At 64.2% G+C, this 11,673-nt stretch carries 11 protein-coding genes; 9 read left to right on the top strand and 2 right to left on the bottom strand.

Going from position 1 to position 11,673, the window contains the following annotated elements:
• Nucleotides 1-5: 5 nt before the first annotated feature.
• On the top strand, nt 6-614 hold the full coding sequence (locus AC3WJD_RS02800) for a TetR/AcrR family transcriptional regulator (protein ID WP_492744316.1): 609 nt from the start codon (nt 6-8) through the stop codon (nt 612-614).
• 257 nt (nt 615-871) lie between these two features.
• Here AC3WJD_RS02800 and AC3WJD_RS02795 read toward each other — a convergent pair whose 3' ends face one another.
• Nucleotides 872-1,312, bottom strand: coding sequence for a hypothetical protein (locus AC3WJD_RS02795; protein ID WP_492744314.1), 441 nt, complete (start codon nt 1,310-1,312; stop codon nt 872-874).
• Nucleotides 1,313-1,531: 219 nt separating this feature from the next.
• Here AC3WJD_RS02795 and AC3WJD_RS02790 point away from each other — a divergent pair, with 219 nt between their 5' ends.
• The 8 genes from AC3WJD_RS02790 to AC3WJD_RS02755 all read left to right on the top strand — a co-directional run bounded on the left by AC3WJD_RS02790 (nt 1,532) and on the right by AC3WJD_RS02755 (nt 10,314).
• Entirely contained in the window at nt 1,532-2,458 is a 927-nt protein-coding gene (locus AC3WJD_RS02790) for a LysR family transcriptional regulator (RefSeq protein ID WP_492744312.1), read from the top strand.
• A 90-nt stretch (nt 2,459-2,548) separates the two neighbouring features.
• Nucleotides 2,549-3,349 (top strand): SDR family NAD(P)-dependent oxidoreductase, encoded by an 801-nt coding sequence (locus tag AC3WJD_RS02785; RefSeq protein ID WP_492744310.1) that lies wholly within the window; start codon nt 2,549-2,551, stop codon nt 3,347-3,349.
• 150 nt (nt 3,350-3,499) lie between these two features.
• The gene (locus AC3WJD_RS02780) at nt 3,500-3,901 is read left to right on the top strand and encodes a hypothetical protein (RefSeq protein WP_492744308.1); all 402 of its coding nucleotides are present in this window, start codon (nt 3,500-3,502) and stop codon (nt 3,899-3,901) included.
• Between the two features lie 264 nt (nt 3,902-4,165).
• The gene (locus tag AC3WJD_RS02775; RefSeq protein ID WP_492744307.1) at nt 4,166-4,774 is read left to right on the top strand and encodes an outer membrane protein; all 609 of its coding nucleotides are present in this window, start codon (nt 4,166-4,168) and stop codon (nt 4,772-4,774) included.
• A gap of 77 nt (nt 4,775-4,851) precedes the next feature.
• Nucleotides 4,852-5,457 carry an NADPH-dependent FMN reductase gene (locus AC3WJD_RS02770; RefSeq protein WP_492744305.1) on the top strand — a complete coding sequence of 202 codons (606 nt, stop codon included), beginning with the start codon at nt 4,852-4,854 and terminating at the stop codon, nt 5,455-5,457.
• Between the two features lie 1,038 nt (nt 5,458-6,495).
• Complete coding sequence (locus AC3WJD_RS02765) at nt 6,496-7,038, top strand: hypothetical protein (RefSeq protein WP_492744303.1); 543 nt, start codon at nt 6,496-6,498, stop codon at nt 7,036-7,038.
• A gap of 383 nt (nt 7,039-7,421) precedes the next feature.
• On the top strand, nt 7,422-8,621 hold the full coding sequence (locus AC3WJD_RS02760; RefSeq protein ID WP_492744301.1) for a glycosyltransferase family 4 protein: 1,200 nt from the start codon (nt 7,422-7,424) through the stop codon (nt 8,619-8,621).
• 64 nt (nt 8,622-8,685) lie between these two features.
• Nucleotides 8,686-10,314, top strand: coding sequence for a glycosyltransferase family 39 protein (locus AC3WJD_RS02755; protein WP_492744300.1), 1,629 nt, complete (start codon nt 8,686-8,688; stop codon nt 10,312-10,314).
• On the opposite strand, the gene AC3WJD_RS02750 is transcribed toward AC3WJD_RS02755, so the two are convergent.
• Nucleotides 10,278-11,477 (bottom strand): glycosyltransferase family 4 protein, encoded by a 1,200-nt coding sequence (locus AC3WJD_RS02750; RefSeq protein ID WP_492744298.1) that lies wholly within the window; start codon nt 11,475-11,477, stop codon nt 10,278-10,280. The two genes, AC3WJD_RS02755 and AC3WJD_RS02750, sit on opposite strands and share 37 nt — an antisense overlap.
• Between the last annotated feature and the right edge of the window lie 196 nt (nt 11,478-11,673).

Raw genomic sequence — 11,673 nt, 5'->3', positions numbered from 1 at the left:
TTCCAATGCGTGTGCGCACAGAAGAGAAACGTCTGGAAATTATTCGAATTGCCGCTGGGCTGTTTGAAGAGCTTGGCTATGAGCGCACCTCCATGTCCGCCATCTCGGCCCGGGTCGGTGGATCTAAAGCGACGCTCTACGGCTATTTCTCTTCCAAGGAGGATTTGCTTCGCGCCGTCCTGAACCATGACGTTAACGAGGAGGCGGACCGACTGCTCCATGAATTTCTGGCGGAAAAGGACCTGCGCAGTGGCCTTATCCGGCTCGGGATTTCCTATCTGTCGCGGCATCAGTCGCGGGCGGCGAGCATTCGGACCGTCGCCAACCAGCCAATCGCGCGGGAGTTCTACGAGACCGCGCTCCGTCCCGCGTGGCAGCGCCTCGCCGACCGTTTCGCGGTGATGATGAAGGAAGGGCGCCTCAACTTCGCTGACCCTTGGACCACGGCGATGCACTGGAAGGGCCTTAATGAATGGGACTTGCTCGAGCGGCACCTGCTCTCCGCGAAGGACGCCAGCGATCCCAACGACATCGTGACTGCGGCGACCGCAGCGGCAGACGCCTTCCTGAAGGTGTATGCGGCCGTTCCGGAACCGGGGGCGGCGACGCTGTGACCCAGTTCGCATGGCGATCGGGGACCGATCTTCTGGGGGAACTGGCTTCGGCGATCAGCGTCCGGAGGATTGTTCGGACCCGCGAAAATGCGCACCAGCACTATCAACTCATTGCGAAAGCGAGGACAGGGCATGAGCCAGTCGGTGGCCGTGAGCCATGGCTGGTCGATGCATTGAATGGACAGCCCCCAGATCAGAATCACAAAGTTTGAGGTGCCTTCGAACGTCCGGCAGAGGCATACGGATCCGACAGGGCTTTAGCGCAAGGCTTTGAGCTCGCTGCGGCATGCCTCGGCGAATGCGCGCAGGATGTCGTGAGCGGCGATGCTCGAGCTTTTCTCTTTCAACGTCGAAGGAGGCGCGTGGTATATTTCGATGATGCCTTCGAGAACCGCCTCGGCCGCGCGGATCGTCTCGGGTGTTGCAAAGAGACGAAGCTTGTTGATGGTCGCGTACAGCGGCACCAGTTTGGTAGGCTCGTCCAGCTTCTCGTGAGCTATCCCGTCAGCATAGTTTTCCGATGCCTGATCGACAAAGTCGCCGAACAGCCGCTCGCGACGCGACCCTTCCTGGCTGAGACGCTGAGCTCTGCTCTGGAAATGCTGCGTGAGCCAGGTGGTCGTGACCGATGCCAGGGCACCGATGCCGGAGCCAGCTAGCGCCGAGACAGCCGAGATGGTCGCGGGCTCCATCGCCATGATTACTCAACCTCCTATTTGGCCGGTCAGTTTGTGTGCGGAACAACGTGTTTGCGCCATGCTGATCTGTCCTGCGCTGTTGATCCAAGAGAGCTGTCGGCAGCCGCATGTGGGGGCAAATGGGGGCAGCGGCCGCCGACGCCGGCCGAAATGCACTTGTCGTGATACTTTATCAACGCGGCTTGAGTTCAACCAACATGTCCTGTAGGTGCATGATCTATGGATACGCTGTTAAGTCTCCGCGTGTTCTGCAGCGTTGTGGAGCTGAAGAGCTTCACTGGTGCTGCAGACCGCCACGATATGTCGCCGACCATGGCGAGCAAGCATGTGAGGTCTCTGGAGAGTCGGCTCGGAACGAGGCTTCTGAATCGCACCAGCCGGCACGTCAGCATGACCGAAACCGGTGCGCTGTATTTTAACCAGGCGAAGCAAACGCTCGAAGCGCTCGACGAGGTCGAAGCGGCTGTCGGCAACACCACCGTCATTCCGCGCGGAACGCTGCGGCTAGGCGCGCCTCTCTGGTTCGACAACACACGTTTCTCGGCCATGCTCGCCGAGTTCGATTCGCTTTATCCCGAGGTCCGTTTCGACATCGAGCTGAGCGGTAGGCTCATCAATCTGGTGGAGGAAGGATTCGACCTCCTGCTCCGTGCCACGGTCCCGGGATCACTCGATCCGGGTCTCATCGCCCGTCCCGTCGCCGACATGCCTTTTCACCTCGTTGCTTCGCCTGCCTATCTCGATCGGGTCGGACGGCCCGAGAAACTGGCCGATCTCAATGGACAGAAACTTCTGCTGTGCAAAGGCATGCACGTGGGCGCCGCTATTCCGTTCGAGGGATCGTACGGCCGCGAGGTCGTGAAGTTCCAGGCCGGGTTCGAAAGCGGCAATGAATCGCTTCTGCACCTGGTCGCGCTGGAGGGGATGGGCATGGCCCTATTACCCGACATCATGGTCGAGGACGATTTGGCCTCAGGGCGCCTTGAGGCGGTGCTGCCAGGCACCGCACAGATCGCCACCAAAATCTATGCGGTCTATCCCAGCCGCAAGTTTCTTTCCGCCAAGGTCCGCACCTTCATCGATTTCTTCAACGCCAAGGTTCAGCAAATCAACCGTGAGCGCGAAGCGCGCAATCGCGCACCATAAGGACAGCAACCATGAACCAGCGGGCGGTTGATCGCCGCTGCCGGCGCCATGACACTTAGCGCCCCGTTGGTTCTCAAAAAGGTTGCACACATGACTTACCGGGATTTCCCGTTCCAGACCGTTCGCGCCAGTGAAGAGCGGCTCCCAGTCCTTCAAGGCAAGACCGCCATCGTCACGGGCGCCGGCTCGGGCATCGGGCGCGCGGTTGCGCTTCTCTTTGCCCGGGAAGGTGCCAACGTCATCGTCGCTGACCAGGTCATTGCCGCCGGCGAGCAAACCGTCGCTGCGATCGAGTCGGCCGACGGACGCGCCAGTTTCATGGCCGGAGACATCGCTGACCCAAAATACCACCTCGGGTTGGTAACGTTTGCAAAGCACCGCTACGGCTGGCTGGACATTGCGGTCAACAATGCCAGCAACAGTTCGGCGCGTGCGCCGCTTGCGGGAATTCCCATCGAGACGTGGGACAAGTTTACCGCAATCAGTCTATCCGGCGTGTTCTATGCGTTGCGTGCGCAGATTCCGGCGATGATCGACGCGGGCGGAGGCGTAATCGTCAATTTGGTTACTTCTGCCGGCGCGGTCGCTGCGCCCGGAGTCGGAGCCTACACCGCCTTTATGCAAGGTCTGGTAGGTCTCACCAAGGGTGTCGCGCTGGAGTATGGACAGCAGGGCATACGGGCCAATGCAGTGGCGCCCGGCTACATGGACACGCAGCTGAGCAATCTCCGTTCATCCGAAGAGCACGCGAAACTTGCGGCTCACCCCCCAATGAATCATCTCGAAGAGGTGGCCGAGATTGCGCAGCTCGTCCTGTTCCTGGCCAGTTCCCAATCAAGCTTCATCAACGGCAGCTGTCTGCCGATGAATGGCGGAACACTGGTGCAATGAGAGAGCAAATGGTCCGTTAGCTGGTCCCGGCCGAGCAATCCCGGCTGGCTCGCCGTCGTGAACCAACCGGCCACATTCCATGCACCGGGCGGCCGTTGATCGCTTGGCCGCTCGAGGCGAGTACGGCCTCGAACATCAAGAACAGGATCCATGACCATGATTCAAGCGAATACCTGGCCCAAGACCACACGCATTGCTGGCGGGCGTGACCGGGCCATTCCGCTGGTCCATTACGGGCAACTCAGCGGCGCCGAGTGGGAAATCGTCGAATTGGCGCGCTGGGACGGTCCCAGGAGCTTGAATCCCGACGGATTGCTCGCGCGCCTGCAACGGATCCTGTTCGGCGCCGAGACCCCGCGACCACTCGCGAACAAGCGTCTGGAAACTTTGCGGCGCTTCTCGGTCAAGGCATGGTTCTGGAAGCGCCTCCGCGAAGAGGATGTGCATGCGCTTCTGGGTGCCGGTTTCTCGTCGAATGACGCAGTGCGGATTCTCGCGCATGTCGCGCGTCACCGCGGCTTTGCCCCTTCGGTCGAAATCTGGCCCGCCTGAGCAAGGCTGCGCCGTTCCTCTGTTGTAGCTGAGCGATAGCGAGCCATTCGAAGCCGCCGTCGGGCGGCTCCACCTTCGTCAAAATCCCTGAGAGGCTGGCAGTTCGCTGCTGGCCTCTCTTTGCTGCACGCAGCTCCCAAGATTGTGCACCATAAGGACAGGATGCTTGAACTACCTGACCGTTGATGAACCTCTGGGAAAGGCCGATGTCGCTGCCACCCGCTCCGATCGGAAAGCGGACAGTTCAAGAAACAGGAGTATAGAATGCGCCTCCCCACGACCGTCGTCACCTTCACCCTTCTCGGCACTGCTTTCACCGGCACGGCGTTTGCCGAGGAATTCAACGGGCCGTTTGTCGGCGTCCAGGCGGGGTGGAATTCGGCCGAGGTAACGAATCCTGAGACTCCGCTTGGCGTCGCCGCGATCGACGACGATCAGCAATCGTTCACTGGCGGCGTTTACGCCGGGTTCGATCACCGTTTGAATGAGCGGATCGTGCTCGGGGCTGAAGGCAGCTTCGATGTTACCAATGACGACAAGCTGCACGGGTTCAGCGGCGCCAGCTCTTACACGCTCGATCCGAAATACTCGTTCGATCTGACCGCGCGCGCCGGCTATCTGGTGACGCCGGACACGCTCCTTTATGCCCGCGGCGGCTATACCAACGCCCGGGTGAAAACCACGACGGCGAACATTGCCGGTACGCAATCCGAAACCACCAACCAGGATGGCTGGCTCGTCGGCGGCGGTGTCGAGCGTCAGCTTATGAGCAATGTGTCTGCGCGGATGGAGTATCGCTATTCGGACCTCAGCGAGGGTGACGGCAACTATGACCGCCACCGCGTCCTCGCGGGGCTGAGCTACCGCTTCTGAACCATTCAAGCGGGCGGAGGCCAAGGCTTCCGCCCCCTCGACTGTCTGAAAAATCGAGACATCCCCAAGGGAGCATCATGGCACTCAAACTGAACATCATCATCGGTTCCACGCGTCCCGGCCGCATGGGTCCTGTCGTCGCGTCATGGACTAAAGAAGCGGCCGTTGAGCACGGTAAATTCGACGTCCAGCTGGTCGACCTCGCTGACTTCGGTCTCCCGCTGCTGGATGAGGCCAGCCATCCGAAGGCCCAGCAATACGTCAACGAGCCCACCAAGCGGTGGAGCGCCAGCGTGGCATCGGCGGATGCGTTTCTCTTCGTCACACCCGAGTATGACTACTTCGCGCCTGCGGCCCTTGTGAACGCAGTGCAGGTGCTCATGCCGGAGTGGTTCTACAAGACAGCCGGTGTCGTCAGCTACGGCGGCATCTCGGGTGGGTTGCGGTCAGCTCAGATCCTTCGCCAACTCTTGGGCAATGTGAACGTGCATGCGCTTCCGCAAGTGATACCGGTTCCGAACTTCCCGCAGTTCGTCGGTCACGACGGCGTGTTCCGCCCGAACCAGCCGATGAAGGACGGGCTTAACGATCTGCTGGACGAGCTTCACAAATGGGCTGGCGCGCTGAAGACGTTGCGGCCTGCCGCGGCTCAAGAAGACGAATTGCTACTCCAGGGGGCCTGACGTCACCCTCCGTAAGCGAAGCAGCGCGATCGGCACCAGTTCGGTGGTGACCATCGCTGCCAGGGCCAGGCTTGCGCTGGCACCGAGCGGTGGCAGCGTTCCAACCGGGGCATTACCTAACCCCTTCTGACACAACGAGGAACCAGCATGAAGAAGATCCTCTTGAGCGCCGCTGCGACCATCAGCCTGGTCGCCTCCACCGCAACGGCCTCTCCCCCGGGACCGCCGTCGCCGCCCGGGCCGGGTGGCGGGTTCCCCGGCGGCAGCCTGCCAAGCCCGCCGTCCGGTTTCCCGCAGCTGTCGAGCGGCGGCGGTTTACCTGATCTGACTCGCGGCGGGCCCGCCCGGTCGGGTGGCGGTGCCAATGGGCCTCGTGAGCTCGCTCGTGAAGGGTCCGAGCGCCGGCGCGCCAGCAGCTTGGCTCAGGGAAGCGACGGCTTGCGCAGCGGCCGAAACGGAGCACAAACAGCAGGGTTTCGCAACGGCGGTTCCGCTGCCGGGACCGCCGGAGCGACCGGGGGGCGCAATGCTCCCGGCGTTCCCGGCGATCGCGAGGCGCGCGGTGGCTCGTCCCAGGGATATGCCCGCGGCAGGGACGCGAGCGGCGGGATAGGGGGCTATAGCAGCGGCAATCGTGGTGGTGCGGCCCGCTACGGCTCTGGCGATGGTGGCAGCGCTGTCGCCGGGTATCGCAACGGCCGTTCCGGCGCCGGCGCCGCCGGGGCGACTGACGGGAGCAATACCGCCGCGGTCGCCGGTTATGGTAACGGAAGCAGCGGCTCGTTCCGAGGATATGCAAACGGCAGCAACGGGTCCGGCGAGGTACGAGGCTATGCTAACCGCAATCGCGGCGGTGCGGTCGGGTACGCCTCTGGCAATGGCGGCGGCGGCGCTGTCGCCGGGTATCGCAACGGCAGTTCCGCGGCGGGCGCCGCCGGGGTGACTGACGGGAGCAATACGGCCGTGGTCGCCGGTTATGGTAACGGAAGCAGCGGCTCGTTCCGAGGATATGCAAACGGCAGCAACGGGTCCGGCGAGGTGCGGGGCTACAGGAGCGGCAGTAGCGGTGGTGCGGCCGGGTACGCCTATGGCGGTGGTGGCGGCGGCGCTGTCGCCGGGTATCGCAGCGGCAGCAATGGCGCGGGCGTTGCCGGCGTCAGCGACGGCAACGGTGGTGCAGTCGTCGCCGGCTATAAGGACGGCAGCAGCGGCGGCGCCGTCGCGGCCTATGACGACGGAAACGGGCACGCCGGGGTCGTGAGCGTGCAAGAGGGAAGCGGCCGCTCGCGCAGCTATTCGCGCAGCTATTCCAGCGGCACCAGCTATTCCTACCATGTCTATGACGACGACGATTACTATTACCGTCGCGGTTGCCGCCGCTCGACCGCCGTCGGAATGGCCGCGGGTGCGATTACGGGTGCCGCCGCCGGTGCCGCGACGGCGAGTGCCAGCAGTAGCGACGATGATAGCAGCGACACTTCGGAGACGCGCAAGAAGAACACCGCGAATGGCGCGACCAGCGGTGCCGTCGGAGGCGCGATCGGCGGCGCCGTCGGGGCAGCCGTTGCTGGCGATTGTTAGGCTGAACTTTACAACCTCGCTCATTCCAAGGGACGGGACTTATCTGCTGCCGATCAAGGTGGCGGTGCAAAGGAGCGCGGGGCTCGGGCTGGTGACAGGATCACCGTTGAATCTCCATTCGACATTGGACGCGATTGATAAAGGCTTGAAAAATCTTCGATCGAATCTGGTCTTTTGCGCGACCGACCAGGAAGCTCGAAATCGCGGTTTGACTACCTGTTCGCAGAGATTCGCGTCCCGGCGCCCTCGGCGGCGCCGGCGGCGACTGCGCAGGCCGGAACGTCTCGGGAGATTTACCCCGAATAGCCCCGATACCCTGCGCCTGCGCGGTGCTAATCTTCCTGAAGGCGCTCCGGTTGCGCCAACCATATTTGGGGGATTGGGTGGCGGACTATCCCATCACGATCTGCTTTCCGTTCGTCGGCGACGTGATCGGCGGCAATCACATTTCGGTGCTTGGACTGATCCGGAATCTGGACCCCGCGCGCTTCACCCCCCTCGTCGTCCTCCAGCACATGGAGGGGCCCGTGGCGCGGCTCTATCGTGATGCCGGGGTCCCGATCGTGGCGGATCCCGGCCGTCGCCACCTCGTCCACGGCCGGCGCGTTGGCGGTGCCGCACTGATGGGGCTGCTTCCCGATCTGCCCGCGCGAACGCGATTCCTGAAGGCGCATGGCGTCGCGATCGTTCATACCAATGACGGACGCTGCCACGCAGCCTGGGGTCTTGCGGCGCGGCTGGCGGGGGCCAGGCTGCTCTGGCACCATCGCGGCAACCCGACCGCCGCCGGGCTCCGCGTGGCGCCATGGCTGGCTGACCAGATCGTCGCCGTCTCGCGCTTTGCCGCGCCACGTTATCGCAAGCGGCCCGACGCCGTCCGTGTCATCTTCAGTCCCTTCGACACGCGCATCAGCGAGGATCGCGCGGCGCGGCGCAGGGCCCTGACCGATGAACTGGGCGTTCCCCACGATGTTCGCCTGGTCGGATTTTTCGGCGCGCTCATGGATCGCAAGCGGCCGCTGCTGTTTATCGATGCGATCGCGGAATTGCAGAAGATGCGGCCTGACATCCGCATCATGGGCCTGTTGTTCGGCGAACCGCATGACGGTGCCGAAATCGCCGTTCCCCGGCGCGCGCGGGCACTGGGCATTGCGGACTCGATCAGGTTGATGGGCTTTCGTCGGCCCGGGGCAGGATGGATCGCCGCGTGCGATCTGCTGATGGTGCCCGCGGTGGAGGAGCCACTGGGGCGTACGCTGGTCGAGGCGATGCTTGTCGGGACCCCCGTCGTCGCGACCGATTCGGGAGGCAATCGGGAAGCCATCGAGCATGGCCGTACGGGACTGATCGTGCCGGCCGAGGACGCGGTGGCGCTGGCGCGCGGCGCCGAACGCGTGCTGGCAGACTGGGGGTTGCGCAAGCGCTTGACCGCGGCCGCGGTTGCGCACGCGCGCGAGCATTTCTGCGACACGCGGCATGCTGACGCGATCACGGCGATCTACGAGCAACTCGCGCCGCGCGGGGCAGCGCCGCAACGCACCCCGGGGCATGGACGTGCTGCCGTTTCAGTCGAGGCACGGTGACGGTGGACCGCCAATCCGGTGATGCGATGCCGCCGATCTCGGTCGGGCGGAAAGGGGATGTGCGATGATTTCGGACATCCCCTATCCCGGCGACGCGCCCGGTGCGGCGCGGACCGTCCCGCGCGACGGCGGTCTGATCGTCACCGCCGCTGGCTTTATCCTACTCGCACTGCTCGGTATCGCGCTGTTCGGGCGGATCATGTCCTATCCGCTCCAGCACGACGAACAGATCCACATCGCCGCGGGCGCGATGGTTGCCGACTACACGCTCTATCGCGATCTCGGCTACAACCATCTGCCCAACATGGCCTGGACGTTGGCGGCGCTGTTCAAGCTGACCGGAGAACAGAATTATCTGCTCGTCGGGCGCTTGCTCGCGTTCGGCTGGTGGCTCCTCGCGTGCACTGCTATCGCGCTCACCGCGCGCCGCGTGACGGGCTCGCGGCTCGCAATGCTGTTCGCGGTCGTAATGCTCGTGTCGAACACGCTGTTCCTCGGTCAGCCGGGGCTGCTCGTCACCAACAGCTTCGCGCCGATCGCGCTGGCGCTGCTCGGCGTGCATTTCTTCGTCGCTGGGCTCGATGCGCCTCAACCGCACGCCTCCAGGATTGCGCTTGCGGGCATCTGCGTCGCGCTCGCGATCGGCTTCAGGGTCAGCTACATCTTCCTGATCCCGCCTTTCGCCGTTGCCGCTTTGGTGGCCCCTGCCGGGCTGCCGCTCGCGACCAGGCTCAGATCGGTGCTGCTGCCCTTCGCACTGGCGGGCATTGTCGGCATGCTGCCGACGCTGGTCTATTTGCTGAGCGACCTGCAGTCGCTGCTCGCGCATACCGTCCGCTACTTCACCGGACCGCATCTGAGCTATTGGCAGGTGCTCGATGTGCCCAAGGCGATATCGATCGCTGACAAGGTGCAGCTTGCCGAAGAGATCTGGTTCTCGGGCGCCACATTGCTTTCGGCGGTCGCGGCGGGCGCGATGCTCGCGCTCTCGGGCTTTGCCGGGCGCGAGGGCCGCTGGTCCGTGCCCCGGTTGACCTGGCCAATATGGATGGTGCTGGGACTGATCGGGTGCGGCATCCTGGTCTCGTTCGCGCCGACGCCCGCCTTTGCCCAATATTATGCGCCTCCCGTCGCGTTCCTGACATTGCTCGCGCTGTTTGCGCTGGGCAGGCTCGAGGAGTGGCAACGCCGGGGCGCACTTCCGCTTCTGGCGGTGATCGCGCTGCTTTCGCTGGCGTCGGGCGCGTCGCGGCTTGGGCAGGGTGCCGCAGCGTTCGCGGCGCCCGCCAAATGGGCGGGAGTTGAGGCACATGCGACGGGCGCGCGCATTGCTGCGCTGGTTGCCGAGCCGCATGCAGAAAGGCGGATCGCGACGCTGTCGCCTGTCCTCGCGCTCGAAGCAGGGTTTGCGGTCTATCCAGAGTTTGCTTCCGGACCGTTCCAGTATCGCGTCGCCGATCTCGTGCCCGCCGACGACCGGCGCTATTACCGCATTGTATCGCCGCGCGAACTGCCTGCTTTCCTCTCGCGCGATCCCCCGGTGGCGATCGTAACCGGGCATGAGGGCGCGCTCGACGCCCCCTTTGAGGCCTTTGCGCGCGAAAAGGGATATCGTGCCTTCGAACTCCCGGCGGATGAGCCGCTACGGCTGTTCGTTCAGCCCGCGCCCGTCAATCCGGCCCCGGCAGGCTGAGCGGTCCCGGGGCGCGTGTCGCGCGGCCGCTGCGGCCGTGCGATCAGCGAATCCCATCGCGCGATGATCCGATCAGGAGCGAAGCGCGCCGCGCTCTGTGCGGCGGCCGCGCCCAGTCGCTGGCGCAGCGCAGCGTCGCGCATGAGCCGCGCCATGGCGTCCGCCATCGCTCCGACGCGTCCGTCGGGAATCAGCAGGCCATCGACACCGTCGCTGATCATGTCGCGCGGCCCGAAAGCGCAATCGAACGCGACCACGGGCAGGCCCGCCGCCATCGCTTCGCCGAGCACGTTCGGGAAGCCCTCGAAGCGCGAGGACAGCGCGAAGATCGCGCTCCGTCCGATCCAGCCGCCGGGCGTTTCGCTCAGTCCTGGCAGAAGCACACGACCGTCAAGCCGCTCGTTGCGGATCTGCGCCTCGAGCGCGACGCGTTCGGGGCCCTCGCCATAGATGACCAGTGTCCATTGCGGATTGAGCTCGCCGATCCGGGCAAAGGCGTTGATCAGCAGGTCGAAGCCCTTTTGAGCCTCGAGCCGCCCCACCGCGACGATGCAATGCGTTTCCGAAGCGTTCGCGGTCATGTGTCCGTGCAACGGATTGGGGATGACGACGGCACGCTCGCGCGCGGTACGCGGCAGCGAGGCGAGGCTCTGTTCGGTCTGCATCACGATCGTTTCCGCGCGCCCGTAGAGCAACCCGGCGAGCTGCCGCCAGAGCGGGCTCATCGTCTGGCGATGAAGATTGTTGCGCTCCGAAATGATGACCGGCTGCGCGCGGCCGAGCGTGGCGATCAGCGTCAGGACGTTGATCTTGGTCAGGAAGGAGATGATCCGGTCGGGCCTGAGCTGGCCGAGCGTGCGCCGCAACAGCCAGGCGCGCCGTATGGCGTGGATCATGGCGATCGCGGTTCCGCCCTTGCCCGACGCAGCGCCAAGGCGAATGAGGCGAATGCGGTCGTCGAAGTCGTGATAGATCGGGTCGTCGGGGCTGTCGAAGGTGATGATGGTGACGCTATCGCCGCGCGCCGCCCATTGCGATGCCATCAGGCTGACCACGCGCTCGGCGCCGCCGGCACCAAGCGCCGCCAGTATGAAGGCAATGTGCATCGGGCTACGGCCGTTCCCGTCGCAGGGACCGGCCTGTCCGGCATCGACACGCTCCATTCAGAAGCTCCGCAGCGTTCTTCTTGCCGCCCAGACTAGCCAGGGGCGGTCGGCGATCAATCAATCTCCCGGATTACTATCCCTTTGCGATGGATCGTGCGGTGCACAATCGGGTCGCGATCTAGCCCAGTTTGCCTACCTCTCCTGCGCGCGCCGTTGATCGATGGGGCTCCTGTATAGTGGCGTCCAGATGCCG

The sequence above is a fragment of the Sphingobium sp. FW306-1B-F04DB genome (assembly GCF_058781925.1).
Note: the sequence above shows the minus strand (reverse complement) of the source record. Positions and strands in the feature narration are given on the sequence as shown.